This is a genomic window from Microbacterium sp. zg-Y818, assembly GCF_030246905.1.
Taxonomy (GTDB): domain Bacteria; phylum Actinomycetota; class Actinomycetes; order Actinomycetales; family Microbacteriaceae; genus Microbacterium.
Window position 1 is genome coordinate 2,171,383 of the sequence record NZ_CP126741.1, and the last position, 25,758, is coordinate 2,197,140.

Below are 25,758 nucleotides of genomic sequence, written 5' to 3' on the forward strand. Positions count from 1 at the left end.
TTCGAGTCGACCCCTCACTTGCGCTGCCTACTGTGGCTCGGTCCTCAGAAGGTAGTCGGTGCCGTCGACTCTCCGCGCCGAACTGCGAAGGACACGCACCGCCGACAGGGGGCTGACGCCACCATATGGCTAGCCCGCTGGTGCTTCGCACCGGCCTTCGCGCTGGACGAAAGTGGGTCGGTTTCTCTCGGACCAGCTAGACAGCGACTGCCGAAACGGGAACACGACCAATATGAGGCGGAAATACGCAAGGCACGATACGCGGAACGTATGCGCGCGTTTGGCGCGAGTTGCAGGCCCACCCCCGAACCGCGTGAATCCCAGATACGGGCCTCCGGACCACGTCTTCACCGACGCCCAGAGGGCGGATGTGGTCGACCCTCCCCAGGTTGCATGATCCGCACGCCGGGGCGGCCGGGTAAGGGAACCGCCCCGATGAGCACGATGTCGCACCACCTGCATTCGTAGCCGCGGAGGACGGAATACAGCACGGTCCCGCATATAGGGCACCGAGGTTGCGCGAGGTCATCGAGCGGGTCCATGGATGGAGCGTAGATGGTGCGCGGCGCCAGCGCCGTCGTTTGTCCACCTGAGCGGCGTCACGTGCCACCTGAGTTCCGCAAGAGGGCCTCCGGCACGGTCGCCACACCCACGACGGCCGGTCACGACCAGGCGAGCCCTCATTCTGTTCGGTCCCATTGACCAGCTGACCGCGTTCTCAGCTCCGTCGTTCGTTGAGGGCTTCCGCGCGAGATAACACCAAATCGATGAACCCCTGCGTCAATGACCATCCGTCTGCCATTAGACGCAAAGTGTCGGCCGTCCGCGATCGCTTGTCGCGTTGAGTCCGCAGTCCGCGGATTGCTCCCGCGACTCGCAGCACGGCGCCATCGTCGGCTGCAAGATCGTGCTCCCAGCGGGCGACCTCGGTCGCCGCTTCGGTGCGGACCCTTTTTTCGAAGTCTCGCGGGAACAGCAGGTCCTCTACGAGCTCTTTGTTTGCCACCATCACGAGCTTCATTTCTGCGGTGCGGCGGCTCGTACTGGCCGCCCTAAACTCCGGCGATGCGAGGACAAGCGCCATCAGCTCGCTGTGGGCAGTACGTGCCCGTTCAAAACGCAGTTCCCGTTCGACCTGGTCGAGACCCTGAGCTTGGTACTCGGCGATTTCGGTCTCAGATTGGAGCTCCTCGTACCACGGGGCCGTGACCAACCACATCAAGAGCAGCCCGTCCACCGCCCATATGACCGTCACGCGGTAGATCTCGTCAGCGTGTGCCCGCGCGGATGAACGGAGATTGATGTCCTCTGAATCAAGGTCTTCTGGGTCGAACGGTTCGGCGCTCACGAAGAGTACCGAAGGCTGCATCGCTACTAGCATCTTCAGCAGCGCGTCCTCAGACACATCAGGGTGCGAGAAATAGACGTCCGGCGGGCGATGCGACGATGGAGCGGCCGGCGCCACTCGAACCAATTCCCTCTCGATACGCGCTTGCAAATCGAACGCGAGTTGCGAGATCGACCTCATCATCCCAAGTCACGCTCCTCACCATACAGAGGGCCGTGTGTGCACGGAAAAGGCCAATCGTCCATATGCACGAGTTACTTAAGCCCGTTCGGCGATGTGAAGGGCTTCATAGTCGGCCAGGCTGAGGTTGCCAAGCGAGTTGTGCCGGCCGCGCTCTAAAGCCGTTCGATCCACTCGACTATCGGTGACGACAGGTGCGGCCGGGAATCCCAGGCGGTCCGGTCCAGGAGCTCGCGTTACGAGGTCGCCGAGCACGACTCGATGAGAGTACCAACGTTGGAGGCGCCTCTGCCCATGTGCCGAGCAGCCCGGCTCGGCGGAGCCGCTGCCCGAACAGTCGAGAGAGGGTTATTGCGATCCACGATCCACGTGCACCACCCATCCCGGGCTCGGGCCCGCGCCCGCGCAACTAGCGCGCCATCTTGTCCATGCCGTCGAAGCACTGGGTCATGGCGCTGTAGACCGTTGCCGGGGAGAGCGCTCTGTCGCCTCGGCCGCGGCACAGTGTGGGCGGAACCGCCCGTATCTAAGCGCTTGCGCCCGTGGGCTCGTCGCTCGACCTGCAAGACGGAAACCATCTCGATCACAAGAGACGGACCAAGATCCGCCCCGATGTCGTCGTGCGCGACGGCATCGAGATTCTGGCCGTCGTCGATCTGAGAAACGACCGCACCGCGGCAACGACCCGAACGACATCTATGAAGCGGTGGGGTACGCGACGCGGTTCCAGTGCACCAGCGTGTCCCTGATCTTCCGGAACCACCTCCCTACTATGAAGTAATAATCGGGGGGCGCGGGTACATCTGCTCTGCGTTGATATCTCGCTTCCAGCGGAAAGACGGCACGCTACCCCGCGGGTCGCGTGGGCTCTGGGCGCCACGCTGCACCCGCCTCGCATTGATCTGAGGCTGGACAAGGGAGCGGAGTGAAGCAGTACGACGTGGTCGGGGCTGTGATCGTCAAGGACGGTCTCGTGCTGTGTGCACGCCGCGGCACAGGCGGGCCGCTAGGTGGACTATGGGAGTTCCCAGGTGGAAAGATCGAGCTGGGCGAGACGCCGCAACAGGCGCTCGAACGCGAGATCGTCGAAGAACTCGTGTGTCGCGTTGCCGTCGGCGCAAAGGTTGCTTGCACTACACACCGCTACGCGTTCGGAGTTGTCAGGCTTCAAACTTTCTACTGCGGACTGATAGCCGGCGCTCCCACCGCGACAGAGCACGCGGAGCTGCGATGGATAGATCCCACCCAGCTGCACACGCTCGAATGGGCTCCCGCTGACGTCCCCACAGTCGAAAAGATCGAGGAAGATCCGCCGAGGCGCTAGATGACCGTCCCGCGGACGCGCGGCCAGAGAGAGCGATGGTAGGCGACGTTGTCGCGCGTGACGCGGTGATGCTTTCTCCAGACCAGGGTGGCGATCGTGGCGCTCGAAGAGGCATCGATCGCAACCATGTCGTCGCTGATCCACAGGCCGCCGATATCCAGCTGCGTGTGGTGGTTGGGGCATAGGCAGAGCAGATTCTCGGTGTTGTCGGCACCGAGGTGCGGCCGCCCGAGCGGACGGACATGCGCGCCCTCCGCATAGCGTCGAGCTTCGAAACCTCGCAAACCAATGGTGCAGACCTGGCAGGTAAAGTCGTAGAGCTCCTTCACTTCGCGAGCCACAGCAGTGTCTCGAATTCTCCGGGCGACTATGGCAGACGCGAACGCGGGGTCATGCTCCACCCTGGGTGCGGGCTCAATCACCGTCTGATTGTCGATCGCGTCGAGCCTGAATCGAACGATCTGGAAGCCGTCTCGGCCCTTCTTCATCCACCAGCTGGTGACGGAATAGAGCCCTGAGTAGACGTAGCCGACAGGAGGCGCAAACGGGGACCGGGCGTGTTTGCCGCGAACGACGCGCACAGGAAGTCCTTGCACCATGCTCGTGATTAGGCCTGCGTTGCCGGGCGCGTCTGGGTCTTGGTCAGCAATCTGCCTGTTCGGGTGTCGCTGATTGCCCCCGTGCCCTGTGTAAATGAGATAGGAGCCGTGGTCCTCGTCATCAACGTAGCCGCCAGAAACCACAATCGAGTCGGCACCCTCGGCTTTCGTCCCGCTGATCCCGGCCTGACCGGGTCGATGGACGCCGGCGAGTTGCAGCTCCCTGCGGTCCATAAAGAACTGGCCGACTCGCACTCCGTCGGGCGTTCCGAAAAACCTAGCCATGTCATGGTCACCATAGCGCGCCCGAAACTACCCCTGGAGCCCCACCTGCTTTCTTCTCGATCGGGTGTCTCCGCCTGCCCGACGCCTGTCTTTCCTACGAATCTTTGACGCCACCGACTCATGTCGGTGAAGCGGCGTCGGGGGTCGGGATTAGAGTTCCCTCATGGCAACAGGAAAAGTCGTTGGCGGGCACTACCTGAACTCGTTTGTCTCGCCGATGGGCAGCACGCTCGTCGTGCAAGCGCCCCTCAAGTTCAGGAAGCTCATTTCGGCCAACGTTGCCGCATGGGCAGAGGTGCCGACCGATTCGAGGGGTAATCCGTTCAGCGCTGTCGGACAAGCCGTCGCCGCTGCGGCTATACCGGGACGATTCGGGAAGGCCGCAAGCGCCGCCGTGGGCGCGTCGTTCGACGCAATGGGCCCGTCCCATGTCGTGCGCGTCGACTGGGCGGATGGCAAACAGTCCTTAATCAAGATGCCCGACCCGCTCTACAAGCACTTCGAGGTGATGCTCAAGGACCGCCATGTGCCGGACCCGGAGCCGTCCACGGTCGACGTTCCAGCGGCGACGCCCGAGAAGCCGACTATCACGGAACAGGCCTTTGGTCTGGTCTCTGGGATCGTGAAGGAGCGATTTCCGGCCCGCAGCACGGCTCAAGACACGGCCGCAGTCGCACCCACTGCGCAGCCCGACATTACGGAGCAGCTAACGAAGCTCGCATCGTTGCGCGACGCTGGCATCCTTACCGACGAAGAGTTCGCTGCGAAGAAAGCGGAGATTCTCGCGCGCTTCTGAGTTCCTTGCGCTGCCAGCGAGTGATGTCTCCTGCGGCGCGACTCATCGCGCACAGAGTGCCCCTGGAGGGACTCGAACCCCCAACCGTTTGCTTAGGACGCAACTGCTCTTCCATTGAGCTACAGAGGCTGGCTGATCGATTCTAGCCGCGACCAGCCGACGCCCCGGGCCAGCAGCGCCCGCCAGCGCCGAACCTCCGTATCCGGTGAGAGTCCGGCGCGAAGGTGCGTCGCGGGTTGCATCCGCGGCCCGTTCTCGGAATCGTGGCCGTCTTCGCCGCAATCCACGGAAGGGAGCATCATGCTCACACTCACCGAGAACGCCACCAGTGCCGTCAAGACGCTCACGTCGCAGATCCCGACGGAAGAGGGCGGTCTGCGCATCCGCGGTGCGGACCAGGCCGAGGCCGGCTTTGAGCTCGCCCTCGTGTCGTCGCCTGAGCCTGAGGATGCCGTCATCGAGACCGACGGCGCCCGCGTCTTCGTCGAGCAGGCAGCCGCGCTGCCGCTGGACGACCGAGTTCTGGACGCCCAGATCGGCGACGACGGCTCACTGAGCTTCGCCCTCGGCGTGCGCGCCTGACGCGCACCACGAGACACGGCCGGCCCCGGGTTGCAACCCGGGGCCTTCGTCGTGCCGGGCGGCAGGCATAGCCATCACCAGCGCCGGGTCACCGGAAGTCCCGCGAGGGGTGCATCACCCCCACCCGCAGATCGTCGAAGGCGTCCGCGATCAGATTCGTTCGCGGCACCCCGAGCGAATCATGCAGGGCTGAGCGTCCATGCGGTACCGGATTCGCGTACGACCGCTACGGCGCCGGGCTGCAACGTGAGCGGCGTCTCCGACGCAGAGATGAGGTCCGTGCCTTCGCCTTCGATGCGTACAGGGGCTGTCCCGTGGTGCAGCAGGAACAGGTAATCGTTCGTACGACCACGGCGCCTCACCGCCTCGACGCCCAGGGCCGACGCACCGGGCACAGTCGGGGCGATGCCGGCATCGTGCACCAGTTCGGCGAGGAATGCGTCCCGGTCCTCCTGCCTGAGGCGCGTCGAAACATATGTCACGGTGCCCTCGCCAACCTGCCTCCGTGTGATGGCGGGCCATCCCGCCAAGTCACCCTCCGCATACGTCGTCAGCACCGAGGCGCTCTCGAGGTGGACTTTCTCAGACCACAGTTCCCCCTTCGCGCCGTTGCCCAGGACCACACGGCCGCCCGGGTCCAAGGGCCGGAACTCCTCAACCCGCACGCCGATCAGCTCTCGCAGACGCCCGGGGAAGCCGCCGGGAATGACCCGCTGATGCTCGTCCAGCACCCCGGTGAAGAACGACACGACGAGGTGCCCGCCTGCTTCGACGTACGACCGCAGCCACGCCGCGTCTGTGGAGCTCATCGCCGGCATCGCGGGTACGACGAGCACTGGATAGTCGGACACCGCAGCCCCAGGTCGGACGAAATCAACCGTGTGCCCGGCTCTCCACAACGAGCGGTGGGTGGATCGCACTTCGTCGGAGTAGTCCAGTGCATCGTTGGGCAGGTGCGGCGTCTCCAAAGACCACCAGCCCTCGGCGTGCCAGACGATGCCCACGCGCGCGTCGACGATCGGCCCCTCTGTCGGCAGCGCCCCCACCTCGGTGATCCGCTCGAGGATGCCGCCCAGCTCGACGACAGCGCGGAAGGCGTCGGTGTCGGCGCCGGCATGCGGCACCAGCGCACCGTGCCACTGCTCAGAGCCCCCTGCGGAGGCTCGCCATTGGAAGAACAGGGAGCTCTGTGCCCCTCGGGCGATGTAGCCCAACGAGTTCCTGATCATCTTCGTCGGCTCCTTGACCACCGTGCGGTCTCCGAGCCGGATCCCCACCGCGTTCTGCTCCATCAGCAACCACGGGCCTCCCGCCCACGAACGGGTGAGGTCGGATCCGTAGGCGACGTGCGCATCCCCCTCGGGGCCGGGGTCGTCCAGATAATGGTCGATCGATACGGCATCCTGCGCATCGCTCCACGACCACTGCTCGAGGTGATTCCAGGTCGGAAGCATGAAGTTGGTCGTCACGGGCACGGTTGAGCCGGCCGCGCGAATCTCCTGCTTCTGCTCCTCGAACGCGGCGAGCATCTCGTCCGAGCAGAAGCGTTTGAAATCCACGACCTGCGCCGGGTTGTGCAGGTACTGGGTCACGCGCGGAGGCTCGATCTCGTCCCACGATCCGTAACGCTGCGACCAGAACGCCGTGTACCAGGCTTCGTTCAGCGCCTCGATGCGGCCATACCGGGCCTGCAGCCACCGACGGAACGCAACGGCCGCGTGTGGCCCGTAGTCGATCGTCCCGTACTCGTTGTGCACATGCCAGCCGCGTAAACCCGGGTGGGCGCCGTACCGGTCGGCAAGGAAGCGCGCGACGCGGCGGCACGCCTCGCGATACGACGGGGCGCTGACGGCATAGGTGTCGCGCGAGCCGTGGGTCAGGCGCGTACCGTCGGCCCGAACCGGGAGCCCATCGGGGTGTTTCGCGCTGAACCAGGGCGGCGGTGAAGCGGTTGGCGTCGCGAGGAAGAACCCGATGCCCGCGTCGTGAAGAAGCCCGATGATCTCATCGAGCCACAGGGCGTCGTAGACCCCCTCGCTCGGCTCGAGCGTTGCCCACGCGAACACGCCGATGGTGACGGTGTTCACCTTGCTCTGCGTCATGAGCGCGATGTCTTCGGCCCACACATCTCTCGACCATTGCTCCGGGTTGTAGTCTCCGCCGAAGAGGAACAAGCCGGGTGCGTAGGGGGTCTTCGACATGTGGTGTCTGTCTCCTCATGAGTCGGTCTGCAAGCTAGTGGTACCGAGCGATCGGCGGCATTCGACGGTCATCCTTTGAGCCCGCCGCTGACCAGGTCGAGCCGCCAGTAGCGCTGCAGCACCAGCATCATGATGATGAGCGGGATGATCGAGACTGCGGCGCCGATGATGGCCAGGCTGTACAGCGAGGGCGTGCCCGAGCCCTTGGACAGCAGCGTGTAGAGGCCGACCGTCAGTGGGTACATGCGTTCGTCGGAGAGCATGATGAAAGGCAGCAGGAAGTTGTTCCAGATGCCGACGAACTGCAGCAGGAAGATGGTGACCATACCGGGCACCATCATCGGCAGAACGATCGAACGAAAGATCCGGAAGTCGCCGGCGCCGTCGATGCGCGCAGCCTCCATCGTGTCGGACGGTATGGCGGATGCCGCATACACCCGCGCGAGGAAGATCCCGAAAGGCGAGATGAGGACCGGCAACAGCACCGACCAATACGTCCCGGCCAAGCCGATCTCCGACATGAGGAGGTACTGCGGGATCGCCAGCGTGATTCCTGGCAGCAGTACCCCGGCCAGGATGGCGTAGAACCATGCCTGACGGCCCGGGAAGTCGTACTTGGCGAGGGCGAAGCCGGCCATGGTCGAGATGATCGTTGAGAGGACCGCACCGACTCCGGCGAAGATCACGCTGTTCCAGGCCCACAGCCCGAACTGTCCCCCGCCGTAGCTGAAGAGGTCGCTGAAGTTCTCCCACAGGCCAGTTCCCGGCACGAAGGTGAAGGTGGTGAAGAGCTCGCTGTTCGACTTGGTCGAAGCCACGAGCACCCACAGCACGGGGATGAGGCAGTAGATCGCGCCGAGCAGCAGCACCGACGTGGCCAAGAACGTTCTCGGCCGCCGTCGGCGGGGTGCGATGCTCGACTCCACTGTGATGCGTGCCGCGGGGCGGGAAGTGGTGGCGGTGGTCATTCGCTTCCTCCGAACGCGCTTTTCTGCGTTGCACGCAGCAGGATGATCGAAAGCAGCAAGGTACCGAGGGCCAGTACGACCGAGGATGCTGCAGCCAGCGACAGGTCGTCACGTGTGAACGCGTCGCGGTAGATCTTCATGAGCGGCACCCATGTCTGCGAGATCTCGTTCGTCATCGGTCTCAGGGTCTGCGGTTCGCCGTACACCTGCAGCGTGCCGATCAGCGCGAACAGGCCGGTGAGGACCAGCGCAGGAGAGACCAGTGGGATCTTGATTCGCCACGCGATCTGCCACTCGCTTGCGCCGTCGATGCGCGCCGCCTCGTAGATCTCACTCGGTATGCCGCGGAGCGACGTGTAGATGATGATCATGTTGAAGCCGATGCCGCCCCAGATCGCGATGTTCGCGACGGCCGGAAACAGCGATGACCCGCTCAGCACGATCAGGTCAGGCAGTCCGAACTGGTTGAGAATCCAGTTCAGAGGGCTCGTCGAGGGCAGATAGAGAAACCCCCAGAGAAGCGATGCAATGACGCCGGGGACCGCGTACGGGATGAAGATCGCCGTGCGGGAGAACCGCGCTGCTCGCACGCCGGGCAGATCCAGCAGGAGAGCGAACAGCAGGGCCAATCCGAGTGTGAGCGGCACGGCGATGAGTCCATAGACCGCCAGGCGGCCGAACCCCGCGAGGAACTGCGGATCAGTGAAGGTGCGGGCGTAGTTGTCGAGGCCGACCCAGGTCTCCTCACGAACGCCGAACGGGCCGACTCCGGTGACGCGCAGCCCGCGGAAACTCAGGAAGATCGCGTAGGCGATGGGCACAGCCAGGAACAGAACGAAAAGCAAGCCTGCGGGCAGCAGGAACACGTACGGCGCGACCCAGCGAGGCGTACGGCGGGCCGACTTCGGGCGGACGCCGGTTGCAACAGTCACGGCGGGCCTCTCCTTCGAGTGGGGCGACGGATGCCGGCGGCCGCAGCCACCGGCATCCGTCACGAATCAGCGAGCTTCGACAGTGAATCCGGAGGTTTCCATGTCGCGCAGAACGACTTCCTCGGTCTCGGTCAGAGCGTCGCGCAGAGGTGTTCCGTTCGTCGCCGCGGCCGACATGGCGTCCTGGAAGGCGCTCGATGCGACATTGACGTTCGGTCCCCAGGTGATCTCGGGAATGGTTTCGGCGGCGATCTGCGCAGCGATCTCCCAGTAGTCGGTCTGACCCGACATGAGGCTGGGCGGCTCGCTCTCGAGTGTCAGACGCTGACCAACAAGCGACGCAGGGTATTGACCCTCCTGGATCTGGATGGCGGATGCCTCCTCCGAGGCCATCCACGAGGCGAACTTGGCCGCGGCTTCAGGGTGCTTGCTCGAGCTCGTGACCACCACCGCCGACCCGCCTTGGAAGGCGACCGCAGGATCCCCCTCTGTCCACTGCGGGAGCGGCGCCATCGCCCACTGTCCGGCCATGTCGCCGGCCACGCCGTTGATCACGCCAGCTGCCCAGAGCCCTGCCGGCCAAGAAAGGATCTTGCCGTCATTGAGCTGAGCGTTCCACTCAGGAGTGAGCAGGGGTTCGGCCCTCACCAGATCGCGATCAATGAGGTCCTGCCAGTATTCGGCGACCGCGACAGAAGCGTCATCATCGAACCCGACCGTCCACGTGTCGCCGTCGACCGTCCACCACTCCGCGCCCGCCTGTTGGGCGAGCCCGGCAAATCCACCGAACTCCGCCGGAGCGAATGTCGTGATGTAGGAATCAGGATCGGCGGCGCGAACCGCCGCGGCGGCGTCCGCGAACTCCGCCCAGGTCTTCGGCACCGCGATGCCGAGCTCGTCGAAGCGGGCCTTGTTGTACGTGAGGGCCTGGGGACCGGCGTCTTGAGGGACTCCGTAGCTCGCACCGTCGAACGTCGCCTGACCCCAGACCCCGGGGGAAAACTGCTCCTCAAGGTCACCGATGTGCTCGGTGATATCCGACGCCACACCTGCGACGATCATCGCCGGGAGCGTGTTGTACTCGACCAATGCGACGTCCGGGGCGTTGTCCGCACGCGCGGCGGTCACGAGCTTCGCCGACGAGTCAGAGCCGCCGCCGGCGTCTGTGTGATTGACCTGGATGTCAGGGTTGCTGGCGTTCCACGCATCCACGAGGGGCTTCTGCGCCGTTCCCCACGCCCAATACTCGAGCGTGACGGGGCCGTCCTCCGAGTCGGCATCGGAACTCCCTCCCGCTGAGCATCCCGCGAGCGCGAGGACTACGACTGCGGTGGTGACGACAAGCGGGACTTTGCGGTTCATGGGCGCACTTCCTTCGAGATGGGATGGCCGAGATGAGAGTCGGACGATGCCGCCGATGCATTGCGCTGACGCAATGCCCGAGCCTGGTTCCGTGCACATGAGCGCATGTGTGTCTCCTTCGACAGCTGCGTGTACCGGTTGACTCCCGGCGCTGTACACATTGCCGCTGCGGATTTAGTTTGTCAACGAGCAAAACTAACGCGTCCGATACGCGATGAGGCAGGATGGCGAGGGGAGCGCAGCGATGACCACACATGTACGACACGTAGAGGGCGGTGACGCTGCGCAGATGTGGCCCAACCTGAACGCTGCTGAGCGAGGCGCGCTCCGCGAACTCCTTATCCACGGACCACTCCCCCGCGCTGAGATCGCCCGCCGACTGGGGCTTTCCCGCGCGAGCCTGACGCGCGTGACGCGCATACTCGCCGAGCACGGCCTGATCCGTGAGGGGGCCATCGAGCAGCGCGCGTGGACTGGTCGGCCCAGCGAACTCTTCATCATCGCGCCGGATGCCCGTCACTTCTTCGGCGTGAAACTGACCGGAGATGCCATCTACGCGGTTGTCACGGACATGGCGGCACGGGAGGTCGCCTCCCTCGATGAGCAACTGGCCTCTCGCGCACTCGCGGATGTCGTGACGCGCATCGAAGCCCTGCACGCGACGTTTGCGGCGAGCTTTGACGACATCGTCGCCGGAGGCGTGTGCTTGGGCGGCGATCTGACGCAAGACCGCGCGGTCGTCGTCGACGCGCCTTATCTGGGGTGGTCGGAGGTACCACTCGCCGCACTGCTCACCGACCGACTCGGGATCCCGATCGCCACCGAGAACGACGTGAGGGCGCTGACAGCGGCAGAGCACTGGTTCGGGCCGGGTGCCGGCTGCTCCGCGATGGCGCTCATCACGATCGGGGCGGGCATCGGCACCGGTTTCGTCGTCGACAACAAGCTCGTGGCCGGTGCGCACGGCCGGGCGGGCCGCCTGGACCACATCCAGGTCGATGGCGCCGGGCCGATCTGTGCCGCCGGCCACCGAGGCTGCGCCTCGGCCTATCTCACCAGCGACGCCATCGTGAGGTCGATCCAGGGGGTGGACACCGACTTCGTCGGAGCCGTCGCACTGTGCCGCACAGGTCATCCAGGCGCGGTGCGCGCCTTCGAGGACGCGGGCAAGGCGCTCGGAACGATCATCGGCACTGTCACCAACATCCTCGATCCCCAGAAGATCATCCTCACCGGGGACGGGCTGGCCGTGTGGGATCTCGCCGAGGAGCAGATCGCCGCCGCGATCCGGAGCACCCTCGTCGTCGGGAGTCCACCCGTCGCCGTTGACGTGCAGCCGTTCGAGTTCAACGAATGGGCTCGAGCTGCTGCCGTCGTAGGAATGCGTACGATCCTTCGGTTCTAGCTTCTTAGTTTCATTACTTGACAAACTAGGGCTCGCTGGGCAGTCTGACAGACATCGTGCGGCGCCCGATATCGAGTGGGTCGCCCTCACACCGCCCGCCCAGTGACGTCGCCGGATCAGGCGCGTTTGCCGACCGGACCCGGGAGCATCGCCCCCGTGCCCGCGCACCGACGTCCGCCTCCCAGGAACCGACTGCAATGACGCTCACTCAGCACACCGGAAGCTGCCCGAACCTCGATGGCTCCCATGCGGGGACCCACGTGCTTCGCAACGGCGGTGTAGAGGTCGTTCTCATCACGTCGGGCGTTCTGCCGGAGGTGGTGCATTGGGGTGCACCTCTCGGCCCGGTGGATTGCGAGGAACTGATTCTCGCGTCTCGACGGCAAGTTTCCTCCAGCGCGCTCGACCAGGCGTGGCCGCTGACGCTTCTTCCGACCGAGCACGATGGCTGGCAGGGGCGGCCCGGGTTCTCGGCCCATCGATCAGGCGTGATCGAGAAGACGCAATGGGGCACGATACGTGCATCCGGCGACCAGTCGCGGCTGACCGTGACTGCCGAGGCCGCCACTCTTCGGCTGCATAGCGAGCTGCACCTCGATTCTTCAGGCGTGCTTCGCATCACTCACGAAATCACCAACAAGGGAGACGATGATCTCGAACTGACCACTCTCGAACCGACCATGCCCGTCGGCGACGCTGCCGGCGAGACCTTGGACTTCTCGGGCAGGTGGACGCGTGAGCGCAGCCCGCAGCGCAGCAGCCTTCGCGAGGGAAGCCGCGTCCGCGAGTCCCGCCGCGGGAGGACGGGTCACGACTCACCGACCATGCTCGCGCTGGGCACACCGGGCTTCAGTGATCGCACCGGCGAGATCTGGGCAGTTCACCTCGCGTGGAGTGCCGACTCGATCTATCGCTACGACGCCCTGCCCGAGTCCCGTACTGTTCTCGGCGCCGGGGCACTACTCCGCGCGGGCGAGGTGCGTCTTGCACCGGGCGGTCGATTCCGTTCGCCGACGACCGTCTTTCTGTGGAGCGACAAGGGCTTGGACGGTATCAGCGAAAGGCTTCACCGGTCACTTCGCGCACGGCCGCGGCATCCCCTCACACCCCGTCCGGTCACGCTGAACACCTGGGAAGCGGTCTACTTCCAGCACGATGCGACTCGGCTGCTCGCGCTGGCTCAGACGGCCGCAGACATCGGGGTCGAGCGCTTCGTTCTCGACGACGGATGGTTCCGCGGTAGACGCAGCGACCAGTCGGGCCTCGGAGATTGGACGGTCGACACGGAGGTCTGGCCATCCGGGCTGCACCCGCTGGTGGATGCGGTTCGCGGACACGGCATGCAGTTCGGTCTGTGGCTGGAACCGGAGATGGTCAACATGGACTCGGAGCTTGCTCGGCGGCATCCGGAGTGGCTGCTTCAGGACCCGGCCGCCGGTCCGCGATCGTGGCGCAACCAGTTCGTACTCGACGTCGCCATCCCCGACGTGTTCGACTATCTTCTTGAATCCATCTCGCAGCTCGTCAGCGAGTATCGACTCGACTACATCAAGTGGGACCAGAATCGCGACCTGTTGGAAGCCATGCACGGCGGACAGGCGGCGGTGCATCAACAGACTCGGGCGGTGTACGCACTGCTGCACGCTGTGCGCGCCCGTCACCCTCAGCTGGAGATCGAGTCGTGCGCTTCGGGCGGCGCCCGAGTAGACCTCGGCGTGCTGGAGCACACCGACCGAGTGTGGCCATCGGACACCAACGATCCGTTCGAACGCCTCGACATCCAGCGGTGGACGTCACTGCTGATTCCTTTGGAACTCATCGGCGCTCATGTTGGCCCACCAGTCAGCCATACGACACGACGCGCGACGAACCTGGGGTTCCGCATCGCTGTGGCGATGTTCGGCTCCTTCGGAATCGAATGGGACATCACCCAGTGTTCTTCGGATGAATTGGAGGAGTTGCGCGACGCGATAACGGCCTATGGGCGGCTGAGGAATCTGTTGCACGGCGGGACGCTGGCGAATCTGGACGGCGGCGACGAGGGCCTTCGTGTCACCGCTGTGACCTCCGCGAGCACCGATCACGCGCTGGTGCGCGTGGCGCGCGTAAGCAGCTCTGACCGGGCGTTGCCCCGCAAACTCCGCATTCCCGACCTCACCCCAGACGCGCAGTACACCGTGCGCGCGGTTCCGGAGTTGCGGCTGCCACAGCGGATAGAACCCACCGCCACACCCTGGCTGGAACGCGGGTCCGTCCGGCTCCCGGGCGCCGCGCTCGCGCAGCACGGTGTGGCAATGCCTCTGCTGGCCCCTGGACAGGCTCTCGTTCTCGAGGTGACACGCGAAGCGCACACCCCGGTCGCTTGAGCTCCGGCTTCTCTTGTGTCGCAACTCGTCACAAGCCGAGCAGCAACCCGAGAGCCAGCGCCAGGTCACCGGAAGTCGCGCGACCGGTGCATCACCCCCACCCGCAGATCCTCGAAGGCATCCGCCACCAGGTTCGTCACCCCCTCCGGCGAGCGCTCCAGCAACCCGCGCGCGATGAGAGCCGGTGCATCGCGCAGCACCCGCCGATAGCGGTTCCACACCCCCACCGAGCAGACGATGTTCACCAGACCGTGCTCGTCCTCGAGGTTGAGGAACGTGACCCCGGATGCCGTCGCCGGCCGCTGCCGGTGCGTTACCAGGCCCGCCACCTCCACCCGGCGGCCGGTCTCGTGCGTGCGCAGCTCGCCCGAGGTGAGCACCCCGCGGGCATCGAGCTTCGCCCGGTAGTGGGCAAGCGGATGGTCATCGGTGGAGATGCCGGTGGCCCACAGATCCGCGGCGAGCACCTCGTAGCTGGTGGGGTCGGAGAACAGCGGCGGCTGCACCGCCACGAGGGTGCCGGGGAGAAACTCTGCGCGGTCCTGCGCCGCCGACCCCGCGAGCCAGATCGCCTCGCGGCGACTGAGCCCGAAGCATCCGAACACCCCGGCGGTGGCGAGGGCCTCGAGCTGGGCGGCGGTCGCTCCGGTGCGCCGCACGAGGTCGCGCAGGTCACGGTACTCCCCCGAGGCCTCGCGCTCGGCGACGATGCGCTGGGCGAGCGGTTGGCCGATGCCTTTGACGGCCGCGAGGCCAAGGCGGACGGCGAAGGCGCCGTCGCGGCGGTGCGCGGCGGACTCGTCGGGAGCGGTGGGGTCGAACTCGGGGACGGGGGGTTGCTTGCGGTCGGTGCAGGCATCCCGCCCCGTCGGCCCCCTCCCGGAGACAGGCAGGCTACCGAAGACAGGACGATTGCGCCCGGAAGCGTCCTGTTCCGGTGATTCCTCCTGTGCCGGCGACGACGGCGACCCCGCCGCTGCGCCCGCCTCCCCCACCGGCTCCAGGACGGCCTCTACTCCCGAGCGGTACAGGTCGGGACGGAGGACCTCGACGCCGTGGCGGCGGGCGTCGGCGGTGAGGGTGGCCGGAGAGTAGAACCCCATCGGCTGCGCGCGGAGCAGTCCGGCGAGGAACGCCGCCGGGTAGTGCAGCTTCAGCCACGAGCTGGCGTACACCAGCAGCGCGAACGACAGCGAATGGCTCTCGGCGAACCCGAAGTTCGCGAACGCCTGGATCTTGGCGTAGATGTCATCGGCGAGGTCCCCGGTGATGCCGTTCTCGGCCATGCCGGCGTACAGCTTCTTCTTCAGCGAATCGATCCGCTCGATGCCGCGCTTGGAGCCCATCGCGCGGCGGAGGACGTCGGCATCCGCTCCGCTCAGCCCGCCCACGGCCATGCCCATCTGCATGAGCTGCTCCTGGAAGACCGGAATGCCGAGGGTCCGCTCCAGCACCGGCTTCAGCTTGGGGTGCGGGTAGGTCACGGGCTCGTGCCCGAGCTTGCGCCGCACGTACGGGTGCACCGCCCCGCCCTGGATGGGCCCGGGCCGGATCAGCGCGATCTCGATGACGAGGTCGTAGAACCTGCGCGGCTGCAGGCGGGGCAACAGGCCCATCTGCGCGCGCGATTCCACCTGGAACACCCCGATCGAATCGGCCCGGCACAGCATGTCGTAGACGCCCTGCTCCTCTTTGGGCAGGGTCGACAGCTCCCACCGCTCCCCCGTGGCATCCGCGATGAGATCGAAGCTGTACTGCAAGGCGGCGAGGATGCCGAGCCCCAGCAGGTCGAACTTCACCAGCCCCATCCACGCCGCGTCGTCCTTGTCCCACTGGATGACCGTGCGGTTCTCCATGCGCGCGTGCTCGATCGGCACCACTTCGCCCACGGGCCGGTCGGTCAGCACCATGCCACCCGAATGGATGCCGAGATGTCGCGGGGCCTTCAGCAGCTCGGTCGCATACTGCAGCACCCGCTCGGGAATGTCGTGCATCTCGGCGGCGGCGTCTGCTTCGGGAAGCGGCCCCCAGTGCTCCACCTGCTTCGACCAGGCATCCTGCTGCCCCGGCGAATGCCCGAGCGCCTTCGCCATGTCGCGCACGGCGTTCTTCGGCCGGTACTGGATGACGTTGGCCACCTGCGCCGCCCGCTCCCGCCCATAGGTCGCGTAGACCCACTGGATGATCTCCTCACGGCGATCGCTGTCGAAGTCGACGTCGATGTCGGGCTCCTCATCGCGCAGCGCCGAGAGGAACCGCTCGAACGGCAGGTCGTAGGCGATGGAGTCGACCGCCGTGATGTCCAGCAGATAGCAGACGGCGCTGTTGGCGGCGGACCCCCGCCCCTGACACAGGATGCCGCGGCGGCGTGCCTCTTGCACGATGCCGTGGACGATGAGGAAGTACCCCGGGAAGTCCTTCTGCTCGATGACTCCGAGTTCCTTCTCGATGCGGGCGCGGTCGGCGTCGGTCGCGTCGGGGTACTTGCGGGGCACGGCTTCCCAGACGAGGTGCCGCAGCCACGTCATGGTGGTGTGCCCCTCGGGGACGGGGAGCTTCGGCAGCGCGGGCTTGGCGCGCCGCAGCGGAAAGGCCAGCTCGTCGGCGAGCTCGACGGTGCGGGCGATGGCGCCGGGATAGCGGGCGAAGCGTTGCGCCATCTCGCGGCCCGAGCGCAGGTGCGCGCCGGCGCCCGCGGGGAGCCACCCGTCGAGCTCGTCGAGGCTGCGGTTGGCGCGGACGGCCGCGACGGCGGCGGCGAGATCGGCCCGCTCGGGGGCGGCGTAGTGCACATTGTTGCTCGCGAGCACCGGCAGGCCGCGGTCGGCGGCGAGGGATGCCAGTACGTCGTTGTCCCGCGAGTCGGTCGGTGCGCCGTGGTCGATCAGCTCGACGTTGACGGCATCGGGGCCGAAGATGTCGACGAGCAGGTCGAGTTCGCGGGCGGCGCCGGCGGGACCTTCGGCGGCGAGCGCGGCGCGGACGGAGCCCTTGCGGCATCCGGTCAGCACCGCCCAGTGGCCGCCGGCGCGGGCGGCGAGGTCGTGCAGGTCGTAGACGGGGCGGCCCTTCTGCCCGCCGGCCAGCTGCGCGTGGGTGAGGGCCGCCGCGAGGCGGTGATAGCCCTCCTCGCCGCGGGCGAGCACGAGCAGGTGTCGGCCGTGCGGGTCGGGCTCGCCGTTCTGCGGGCCGGGCAGCCCAAGAGACAGCTCGGCGCCGAACACCGTCTTGACGCTGCGGGCCTCGGCGGCCTCGGCGAACCGCACGATGCCGTAGAACCCGTCGTGGTCGGTGACGGCGAGGGCGTGCAGACCCAGGCGCTCGGCCTCTTCGACGAGCTCTTCTGGGGAGGAGGCGCCGTCGAGGAACGAGAACGACGTGTGCACGTGCAGCTCGGCGTACGGCACGACGTCGTCGGGGCGGGCGATGGGCGGCGGCGTGTACGGCCCGCGCTTGCGGGACCAGGCGGGGCTGTCGCCGCCGTCGGCCCCGGCGGGCTTGCGGCCGCTGAGCAGCCGCTCCATCTCGGACCACGACACCGAGGGGTTGTTGAAGCCCATCAGCGGGGGTCCGTCGTCTTCGGGCGGGGGTCAGTCATAGCGGCCCTCCGCCGACCAGTCGCCCGCCTCGCACACCAGCAGCCACGCCGACTGCTCGGCGTCGACCACCTGGAACCGGTGGGCGCGCCGCGCGCGAGCGGCATCCCACCCCCGCTCGCGCACCGGCCACGGCCCCGCCCACGCGTCGATGCGGCGGCGGCGGCCGCTCTCGACCAGCACCGCCGGCGGCGCCGTCAGCGCGTCTCGGTCGCCGACGGCCACCGTGTCGCCGTCGGCATCGATCACCGTCACCGGCCGCGGCGGGTCGAACACGGTCGACGGCAGCGGATCGGGAAGGCTCCCCGGCCACGGCCGCTCGCGGGGCCGCGGCACCACCGGGCGGTCGCCCCACGGCACCAGCACCTGCCGTTCGCTCAGCCACCGGCCCCCGCCGACGACGGGGGTCACCACCCCGCGATGCCCGAGCATCGCCTGCACCCGCGACAAGGCATGGTGCACGCGCTCGTCCGGACCGCCGCCGAAGAGGGAGCGCACGTGGTGGGAGGCGGCATCCACCGTCTCGGGGGCGATGCGCACCCGCGTGACGGCGCTGCGCAGCCCCGCCTCGCCCAGCTGCCAGCGCACCCGGTCGACCACCTCGCCGGCGGTGAACGCGCCGGGATGCAGCCACACCCGCTCGCTGTTCTCGGCCCGGTCGCCGGTGATCTGCACCCGCAGCTCGGTGCACACGAGGTCGAGGGCGCCGAGCGCGCCGATGAACTCCTCCGCGGCGACGCGCATGGCGAAGGCCACCTGGTCGGCGATCTCGAGCGGCGGCTCGAACGCCACCTCGCGGTCGAGGTCCGGCGGGGGCGTGCGCGGCTGCACGGGACGGGAGTCGCGCCCCGCTGCGAGGGAGTGCAGGCGGATGCCGCGCTCCCCCAGCCGCTCGCCGACGCGCTCGGCGGGGAGGGCCGCGAACTGCCCGAGGCTCTGCACACCGAGCCGCCCCAGCAGGTCGACGACGTCGGGCTCGTCGAGCACCGTGATCGGGAGCGGAGCGAGGAAGGCGGCGGACTCCCCCGCCGCCACGATGCGCACCGGCGCCTCGGCGAGGGTGCGGCGGGCGGCCTGCTCGGCGGTGAAGGGGCCGTCGGCGATGGCGATGCGGGCATCGGTGTCGCCCATCGCGTCGCGCAGGGTGTGGGCGGCGCGCTCTTCGCCGCCGTAATAGCGAGCCGGCCCCCGGGCGCGCAGCGCGCACAATCCCGCCCGCATGAGCTGCACCCCGGGGGCGAGCTCCTCGATGCGGGCGATGAGCGGGGCGAACACCCGCTGGTCGCGGGTGGGGTCAGCGTCGGCGACCGTCAGCTGCGGGCAACGGGCCTGCGCGTCACGGCGGCGCTGGCCACGGCGCACCCCCTCGGCGCGGGCGGCGGCGGAACAGGCGACCACCGCCCCCTTGTCGAGCACGGCGACGGGCGCGGCGGCATCCACCCCCGCCTCGCGGGCGAGGGCGACGACGGGCCAGTCCGGCAGCCACAGCACGAGGGTGCGGGGCACGGGGGCATCGGGTGCGGTGCTCATCCCGCCGCCCGGATCGGAAGCGGCATCGGTGCCGAGCGCGGCACCGGAGTGGATGCCGCGGCAACCTGCCCCGACGACGCCGGCAGCTGCACGCGCGCGCGGCGCGGCACCGGGGTGCGGCGGCTGCTGACGGTGACGGTGAGTTCGCGGGCGGCGAGGTAGCCGTAGCCGTCGCCGACCCCCGACCACACCGGGTCGCTGACGTCGATCATCGCCTCGGTCTGCGGCCAGGTGCCCTGCACCAGCAGCACCGCGCCGCGCTCCCGCAGGCGGGCGGCCAGCCGCGAGATGTCGGCATCCCGAGCGCGCGAAGGCGGGCGTACCGCCACCACCGGCAGCACCTCGGCGACGGCGGACGTGACCGCCAGCCACCGGGTGCCGGGCTCGGGGATCAGCACCAGCTTGTCGAGGGCGACCCCCACCCGCTCGGCCGCTTCGGCGCCGAACTCCGGCATGCCGACCACCCCGCACCAGGAGCCGGTCTGCGAGGGCGGTGCCAGCAGCGCCGACAGCAGCGTGAGCGAGGGTCCGAGCGAATATGCCGACCCCGGCCGCAGCCCCCGCCCCGGGAGCAGGCCCGCGAGGGCCGGGTCGGCCGGCAGCACGGGGGCATCCATCCGCCGCCCTTGCACGCGCTCGAGCTGGGCGCGCAGACGCTGCACGTCTTCTGCCGCAGCTTGGTTCCGCACGATCGACCTCACCAACACAGACTAGAACGGATGTTCTAGATCATCAACGTCAGGGTCGAAGATACGCTCGGGTTCCGACATCGCTTCGCGGGCCGCCCCGCGCACGAGAAACCACTTTTCGGATGAGAAACACCGCAGTGCGTGGTTTCTCATCCGAAAACTGGTTTCTCACCCGGGGGCGCCGGGGAACGGAGGGCGCGCCGGCGAGCGGATGCCGTAACAGGAGCGGATGCCGCAACGCCCCAGCCGACCCCGCAACCCCTGCGCTACGCGGCCAGCGCCAGGTACGGCTCCCACCGCGGATCGGCACGCTCGGTGCCGCGCACGGTCCACTGTGCGCCGCGCGGGGCGCGGGGCACGAGGCGCAGCTCCCACCCGATCTCCTGCGGAGTGCGGTCGCCCTTGGTGTTGTTGCAGCGCACGCACGCGGCCACGAGGTTCTCCCACGAGTCGGCACCCCCGCGCGAGCGCGGCAGCACGTGGTCGATGGTCGTCGCGGTCTTGCCGCAGTATCCGCAGCGGTGCGCGTCGCGGCGCAGCACGCCGCGGCGGGTCACCGGCACCGCGCGGGCCCCCGGTACCCGCACGTAGCGGGTCAACAGGATGACGGCGGGGCGGTCATACGCCCCGCTCGCGGCCCAGACCGGGTCACCCTCGACGCGTTCGACGATGGTGGCCTTGTCGTTCATCACGAGCACCAGTGCCCGCTTGAAGGAGACCACGGCGAGCGGCTCGTAGCCGGCGTTCAGCACCAGTGTGCGCACAATCGATGTCCTCTCGAATGGCCGGGACGGATTCTCGGATATTCGACTCACGTGACGATCGATCGGCGGCGGGCACGAAAAAGGGCATGAAAAAAGGCGCTGTCTTCACAGACAGCGCCTGGGGCGCGGCGGCAGAGCCGCAGCATCCGCTCTCATGATGCCGAAGGGCGAACAGCCCGAGCACATCCGTGGTTCGGATGCGTCGTGTGCCGCCCATCGGCTTCCCTCCGCCTTCTCTCAGCGTCGGGATCAGGCTAACCCACCCACACCCCACCGGCGCCGGAGCGCGGATTCGAACGGTGTGCGCGTGTCGTCAGCCGGCGTTGGACTGCAGCCACGCCAGCGGGTCGATGTACGAGCCGTTGACCTGCACCTCGAAGTGCAGGTGCGGGGCCGTCGCGTACCCGGTCTGGCCGACCTGTCCGATCAGCTGTCCGGCCTCCACGGTCTGGCCGGCCGAGACGACGCGGGTGCCGTAAGACATGTGGGCGTAGGTGGTGCTGACCTTCTGGCCGCCGACGACCGAGTCGATCATCACGACGGCGCCGTAGCTGCCGCCGCCGTCAGTCGAGGTGCGGACGACACCGGATGCCGCGGCGAAGATCGGCGTGCCGGTCCCCGTCATCATGTCGAATCCCTTGTGCCCGGCGTATCCGCCGAAGAGGTTGTAGCTCTGGTAGTTGAACGAGGCGACCGGCCAACGCACTTCACCCGATCCCGCTGCCGTCATCGACAGGTCGACGGACGCGACCGATCCGGTGCGGCGGGCGGTGGTGGCGGCAGCCGCGGTCGCGGCGGCGCGGGCGGCGGCGGCCTCGGCAGCGGCCTCTTCGGCCTTCTTCTTCTCGATCTCCTCGGGCGTCGTCGCCGAGTAGCTGTAGCGATCGAGGGCCTCGGGCGTCGCCTCGGAGGCGACGACGAGGGACTGCGCGTTGTCGGCGGCCGCCTGGTGCAGCGTCACCGCTTCGGCCTGGTCGACCGGGCGCGTGGTCGCGGCGTAGGCGGGCAGCGCGACAGTGGCGATGAGTCCGACGACCATGGCGACGATCGCAAAGCTGCGAGCGGGCTTCGCCTTCTCGCGACGGGCGAGCGGCGAGGCGGGCACCGTCGCCGCAGAACGGCGGCGAACCAGCCGCGAAGCTGTCAGCGTGGAACCGAGGCGCGTCCGGCGCGTCGCCCCCGTGGGAGCGATCTCAGCGTCATCACGAGACAGATCAAGGTTTTCGGTCAAATCACCCTCCGGCGCCTCGGCGCCGGGTGGACGCTGGCTCGTCGGCAATCGGTGTCGGGGCACAGATTTGCGGGGTTTCCCTCGGGGACGACGAGCCGCAGAGGCGATCCCCGTGGTATCCGTTGGCGTGCTTCTCGCCGTTGGACTCTTCCGACGCTACCTCAAGATAACGAACATGTCACGCTCTGGTGCACAGCTGCCCGAACCTACCTGCTGGGGAGGCGTCGCCGTGCCGCTCAACTGCGGTCGTCGACGAGGAAGATGTGCGAGGCCACCTCGACCGGAAGCTCGAGCGCCTCGTCGTTGCCGTCCATCTGCACGAGCACGTATCCCTCGTTGAACCGGAAGTCCCCCACTCCCCCCGGAACGACCCCGGCCAGCCGCAGCTGCATGAGCAGCTCGGGGTCGACCTGCGCCGGTTCGGCCAGGCGCCGCACGGTGCCGCGAATGGGCGCGTCGACGGCGTTGAGGCGTCGAACGAGTCCCACCACGCCCTTGTCGAAGGTCGTTGCCGGCACGTCGCCCAGCTGGTCGAGACCGGGGATCGGGTTGCCGTACGGCGACTCGGTGGGGTGGCCGAGCAGCTCGATGAGGCGGCGCTCCACCTGCTCGCTCATCACGTGCTCCCAGCGGCAGGCCTCTTCGTGCACGTACGCCCAGTCGAGGCCAATGACGTCGCTGAGCAGCCTCTCCGCAAGCCGGTGCTTGCGCATGACGTCGACGGCCTTCTGCCGGCCGGCATCCGTCAGCTCCAGCCGCCGGTCCTCCGAGACGACGACGAGACCGTCGCGCTCCATGCGTCCGACGGTCTGCGACACGGTGGGGCCGGAGTGCCCGAGCCGCTCCGAAATGCGTGCGCGCAGGGGGATGATGTCCTCCTCCTCCAGCTCCAGGATGGTGCGGAGGTACATCTCGGTCGTGTCGATCAGATCGGTCATCAAAGCCTCGATGTCAGGAGCGGTGCCAGCCCTTCCAGCCTATCGCGTGGCCGTCATACGACTCCGGAGCGGCCGGGAAGCCGCCGGGCACGGCCCTAGAATCGGCACATGGCCCACGTGACGCTGCCCCGAGAGATCCTGCCCGTCGACGGTCGCTTCGGATGCGGCCCCTCGAAGGTGCGCGCCGACCAGATCGCAGCGCTCGTCGGCCCAGGGCTGGCGCTTCTCGGAACCTCCCACCGGCAGGCACCGGTGAAGAGCCTCGTCGGCAGTGTGCGCGCCAACCTCGGTGAGGTGTTCCGCCTGCCCGACGGCTACGAGGTCATCATGGGCAACGGCGGCTCGACCGCCTTCTGGGATGCCGCCGCCTTCGGCCTCATCGAGAACCGCAGCCAGAACCTCGTCTTCGGCGAGTTCGGCGGCAAGTTCGCCGCCGCGGCCACCACCCCGTGGCTGCAGGCGCCCGACGTGCGCAAGGCCGCGCCCGGCACCCGGGCCGTCGCCGAGCCGCTCGAGGGCGTCGACGTCTACGCCTGGCCACACAACGAGACCTCCACCGGCGTCATGGCGCCCGTGCAGCGCGTGCGCGGCGATGACGGCGCGCTCACCGTCATCGACGCCACCAGCGCCGCCGGCGGCATCGACTGCTCGGTCAGCCAGGCCGACGTCTACTACTTCGCGCCGCAGAAGAACCTCGGATCCGACGGCGGCCTGTGGTTCGCGTTCGTCTCGCCCGCCGCGATCGAGCGGATCGAGCGCATCGCGGCATCCGGTCGGTACATCCCCGAGTTCCTGAGCCTGAAGAACGCGCTGGACAACTCGCGCCTGAACCAGACGCTCAACACCCCCGCGCTGACGACGCTGTACCTGCTCGACAACCAGCTGGACTGGATCATCGGCAATGGCGGACTGCAGTGGGCCGACGCGCGCACGCGCGAGTCGTCGACGGTGCTCTACGAATGGGCCGAGGCGACGTCATACACGACGCCCTTCGTGGCCGACCCGGCCGACCGCTCGCAGGTCGTCGTCACGATCGACTTCGACGACTCGGTGGATGCCGCAGAGGTCGCCAAGGTCCTGCGCGCCAACGGCATCGTCGACACCGAGCCCTACCGCAAGCTCGGCCGCAACCAGCTGCGCGTGGCGACGTTCGTCTCGATCGAGCCCGCCGACGTGCGTCAGCTCACCCGCTGCATCGAGATGGTCGTCGACAACCTCTGAACCGAGGGAACGCCGTCGAGCACGCGCCGGACCTCGGGCGCGTGCTCGCCGGAGCTAGGGCTTCAGCTGACGCCGTCGTCCTCGTCGTCGTCCGAGTCCTCGTCGTCCGAGTCGTCGTCGTCCTCGTCGTCCGAGTCCTCGTCGTCGTCGTCCTCGTCTTCGTCGTCCTCGTCGTCTTCGTCGACAACCACGCTCTCGTCGAGCTCGTCGATGTCCACCCCGTCGAGGTCGCCGCCGTGCAGAATCGCCGAGCCGTCCTCGTCGAAGTCCGCGGCATCCAGGTCGTCGAGGTCGTCGACGTCGTCGTCCTCATCGGCGTCGCGTTCGTCGGCATCCGCGTCGGGCAGCTCGCCCGCTTCGAGGGCCGCCGCGGCCGCAGCCGCCTGCGCGGCCTGGTAGTCGGCCAGGCGCACCGCCCACGGCACCCACTCGGGGGCCAGCAGCGCACCGTCGCCGGGAAGCAGCTCCACCTCGAGCACGGTCGGATCCGAGCCTTCGACCACGGCGATGCTCACGGTCCAGAACCAGCCGGGGTATCCCGGCATGCGGTTGTTGAAGCGCAGCGAGACGACTCCGCCGTCTTCGACCGTGTAGCCGGCGGCGTCGCCGATCGTGGCGTCCGGCGTCACTTCGCGCAGGGCCGCGCGGGCGAGGTCGTGCGCGTGGAGCAGCCGCTCGTCGGCAGGCTCAGGCTTCGAAGTCATCGGCTACCTTGCGCAGCACGGCCGCGACCTTCTTGGCGTGCGAGCCATTGGGGTAACGCCCCCGGCGCAGATCGCCGCCGATGTCGTCGAGCAGCTTCACGAGGTCTTCGACGATGATCGCCATGTCGTCGGCGGGCTTGCGGGAGCGCTTGGCGAGACTGACGGGAGCCTCGAGCACGCGAACCGACAGCGCCTGCAGACCGCGTTTGCCGTCGGCGACGCCGAACTCCAAGCGGGTGCCCGGCTTGAGGCCGGTCGTGCCGGCGGGGAGGGCGGAGGCGTGCAGGAAGACGTCCTGGCCGTCATCGGCGGAGATGAAGCCGAACCCCTTCTCGTCGTCGTAGAACCTGACCTTGCCGGTGGGCATGCGAACTCCACTGAATCGTGCCCGTGACGGGCAGGACGAAATGCGGCCAAATCGGCCCCAAACAAAGCCTACCGGTACCGACCACGCAGTAGTCTGGTGCCGATGAGCACACCCACTTCACGCGGAGAGGTGCCGGTCCGCAGGATCGACCGGATCTTGGCGTACATGTCCTTCGGTCTGCTGCTGCTGTCGATCGTGTCGTTCTTGGCGATCATGATCGGCTCCGCCACCGGTGCCGACATGCGCGAAGGCTTGTGGCCCACGGTGGGCGCGCTGGTCTGGTTCGCCCCGCCCGTGGCGTTCGTCCTGCTGATCGCTTTGCTGATCATGAGCTTCGCACGAAGGGCTCGTGCCAACAGGGAAGGCTGAC

General features: G+C 67.7%; 21 protein-coding genes and 1 tRNA gene. 7 read left to right on the forward strand and 15 right to left on the reverse strand.

Features of this window, described 5'->3' with window-relative positions:
* Positions 1-718: 718 nt before the first annotated feature.
* The gene (locus QNO21_RS10165) at positions 719-1,531 is read right to left on the reverse strand and encodes a hypothetical protein (protein ID WP_257517841.1); all 813 of its coding nucleotides are present in this window, start codon (positions 1,529-1,531) and stop codon (positions 719-721) included.
* A gap of 922 nt (positions 1,532-2,453) precedes the next feature.
* On the opposite strand from QNO21_RS10165, the gene QNO21_RS10170 reads away from it, so the two are divergent.
* Positions 2,454-2,852, forward strand: coding sequence for a (deoxy)nucleoside triphosphate pyrophosphohydrolase (locus tag QNO21_RS10170; RefSeq protein ID WP_257517842.1), 399 nt, complete (start codon positions 2,454-2,456; stop codon positions 2,850-2,852).
* On the opposite strand, the gene QNO21_RS10175 is transcribed toward QNO21_RS10170, so the two are convergent.
* Positions 2,849-3,736 carry a YDG/SRA domain-containing protein gene (locus tag QNO21_RS10175; RefSeq protein ID WP_257517843.1) on the reverse strand — a complete coding sequence of 296 codons (888 nt, stop codon included), beginning with the start codon at positions 3,734-3,736 and terminating at the stop codon, positions 2,849-2,851. The two genes, QNO21_RS10170 and QNO21_RS10175, sit on opposite strands and share 4 nt — an antisense overlap.
* 163 nt (positions 3,737-3,899) lie before the next feature.
* Here QNO21_RS10175 and QNO21_RS10180 point away from each other — a divergent pair, with 163 nt between their 5' ends.
* Complete coding sequence (locus tag QNO21_RS10180; RefSeq protein ID WP_257517844.1) at positions 3,900-4,532, forward strand: SHOCT domain-containing protein; 633 nt, start codon at positions 3,900-3,902, stop codon at positions 4,530-4,532.
* Between the two features lie 57 nt (positions 4,533-4,589).
* Here the strand turns inward: QNO21_RS10180 and QNO21_RS10185 are convergent.
* Positions 4,590-4,661 (reverse strand) — tRNA-Arg (locus QNO21_RS10185).
* 171 nt (positions 4,662-4,832) lie between these two features.
* On the opposite strand from QNO21_RS10185, the gene QNO21_RS10190 reads away from it, so the two are divergent.
* A complete protein-coding gene (locus QNO21_RS10190) occupies positions 4,833-5,114 on the forward strand; it encodes an iron-sulfur cluster biosynthesis family protein (protein ID WP_257517845.1) in 282 nt (93 codons plus the stop codon).
* A 179-nt stretch (positions 5,115-5,293) separates the two neighbouring features.
* On the opposite strand, the gene QNO21_RS10195 is transcribed toward QNO21_RS10190, so the two are convergent.
* From QNO21_RS10195 to QNO21_RS10210, 4 genes are all read right to left on the reverse strand, one after another.
* Entirely contained in the window at positions 5,294-7,315 is a 2,022-nt protein-coding gene (locus QNO21_RS10195) for a beta-galactosidase (protein ID WP_257517846.1), read from the reverse strand.
* A gap of 68 nt (positions 7,316-7,383) precedes the next feature.
* Positions 7,384-8,283, reverse strand: coding sequence for a carbohydrate ABC transporter permease (locus tag QNO21_RS10200; RefSeq protein WP_257517847.1), 900 nt, complete (start codon positions 8,281-8,283; stop codon positions 7,384-7,386).
* Positions 8,280-9,215, reverse strand: coding sequence for a carbohydrate ABC transporter permease (locus QNO21_RS10205; RefSeq protein ID WP_257517848.1), 936 nt, complete (start codon positions 9,213-9,215; stop codon positions 8,280-8,282). The genes QNO21_RS10200 and QNO21_RS10205 overlap by 4 nt, the downstream gene beginning before the upstream one ends.
* A 66-nt stretch (positions 9,216-9,281) precedes the next feature.
* Positions 9,282-10,577: an ABC transporter substrate-binding protein gene (locus QNO21_RS10210; protein ID WP_257517849.1), complete on the reverse strand. Its 1,296-nt coding sequence runs from the start codon at positions 10,575-10,577 to the stop codon at positions 9,282-9,284.
* A 289-nt stretch (positions 10,578-10,866) separates the two neighbouring features.
* Between QNO21_RS10210 and QNO21_RS10215 the strand changes: the two genes are divergently transcribed.
* Together QNO21_RS10215 and QNO21_RS10220 are read left to right on the forward strand one after the other, a co-directional pair.
* A complete protein-coding gene (locus QNO21_RS10215) occupies positions 10,867-11,982 on the forward strand; it encodes an ROK family transcriptional regulator (RefSeq protein WP_257517850.1) in 1,116 nt (371 codons plus the stop codon).
* A 197-nt stretch (positions 11,983-12,179) separates the two neighbouring features.
* Entirely contained in the window at positions 12,180-14,348 is a 2,169-nt protein-coding gene (locus QNO21_RS10220) for an alpha-galactosidase (RefSeq protein WP_257517851.1), read from the forward strand.
* 65 nt (positions 14,349-14,413) lie between these two features.
* On the opposite strand, the gene QNO21_RS10225 is transcribed toward QNO21_RS10220, so the two are convergent.
* From QNO21_RS10225 to QNO21_RS10250, 6 genes are all read right to left on the reverse strand, one after another.
* The gene (locus tag QNO21_RS10225; protein ID WP_257517852.1) at positions 14,414-17,908 is read right to left on the reverse strand and encodes an error-prone DNA polymerase; all 3,495 of its coding nucleotides are present in this window, start codon (positions 17,906-17,908) and stop codon (positions 14,414-14,416) included.
* Positions 17,909-17,938: 30 nt separating this feature from the next.
* Positions 17,939-19,474, reverse strand: coding sequence for a DNA polymerase Y family protein (locus QNO21_RS10230; protein ID WP_257517853.1), 1,536 nt, complete (start codon positions 19,472-19,474; stop codon positions 17,939-17,941).
* Positions 19,471-20,175 carry a DnaE2-dependent mutagenesis accessory factor ImuA' gene (gene imuA' / locus QNO21_RS10235; RefSeq protein WP_374211393.1) on the reverse strand — a complete coding sequence of 235 codons (705 nt, stop codon included), beginning with the start codon at positions 20,173-20,175 and terminating at the stop codon, positions 19,471-19,473. The genes QNO21_RS10230 and imuA' overlap by 4 nt, the downstream gene beginning before the upstream one ends.
* Before the next feature lie 254 nt (positions 20,176-20,429).
* On the reverse strand, positions 20,430-20,927 hold the full coding sequence (locus QNO21_RS10240; RefSeq protein ID WP_257513670.1) for an HNH endonuclease: 498 nt from the start codon (positions 20,925-20,927) through the stop codon (positions 20,430-20,432).
* Between the two features lie 313 nt (positions 20,928-21,240).
* Positions 21,241-22,032, reverse strand: coding sequence for a M23 family metallopeptidase (locus QNO21_RS10245; RefSeq protein WP_257513668.1), 792 nt, complete (start codon positions 22,030-22,032; stop codon positions 21,241-21,243).
* A gap of 362 nt (positions 22,033-22,394) precedes the next feature.
* Positions 22,395-23,096, reverse strand: a complete 702-nt coding sequence (locus QNO21_RS10250; RefSeq protein WP_257513667.1) for an iron-dependent transcriptional repressor DtxR — start codon at positions 23,094-23,096, stop codon at positions 22,395-22,397.
* A 108-nt stretch (positions 23,097-23,204) separates the two neighbouring features.
* Between QNO21_RS10250 and serC the strand changes: the two genes are divergently transcribed.
* Positions 23,205-24,317, forward strand: a complete 1,113-nt coding sequence (gene serC, locus QNO21_RS10255) for a phosphoserine transaminase (protein ID WP_257517854.1) — start codon at positions 23,205-23,207, stop codon at positions 24,315-24,317.
* A gap of 62 nt (positions 24,318-24,379) precedes the next feature.
* On the opposite strand, the gene QNO21_RS10260 is transcribed toward serC, so the two are convergent.
* Both QNO21_RS10260 and QNO21_RS10265 read right to left on the reverse strand, forming a co-directional pair.
* The gene (locus QNO21_RS10260) at positions 24,380-25,021 is read right to left on the reverse strand and encodes a DUF3027 domain-containing protein (protein ID WP_257517855.1); all 642 of its coding nucleotides are present in this window, start codon (positions 25,019-25,021) and stop codon (positions 24,380-24,382) included.
* Positions 25,005-25,388 carry a cold-shock protein gene (locus tag QNO21_RS10265; RefSeq protein WP_257517856.1) on the reverse strand — a complete coding sequence of 128 codons (384 nt, stop codon included), beginning with the start codon at positions 25,386-25,388 and terminating at the stop codon, positions 25,005-25,007. Before QNO21_RS10265 ends, QNO21_RS10260 begins: the two co-directional genes overlap by 17 nt.
* Positions 25,389-25,490: 102 nt before the next feature.
* Here QNO21_RS10265 and QNO21_RS10270 point away from each other — a divergent pair, with 102 nt between their 5' ends.
* Entirely contained in the window at positions 25,491-25,757 is a 267-nt protein-coding gene (locus QNO21_RS10270) for a multidrug ABC transporter ATPase (protein ID WP_257516885.1), read from the forward strand.
* Position 25,758: the final 1 nt, after the last annotated feature.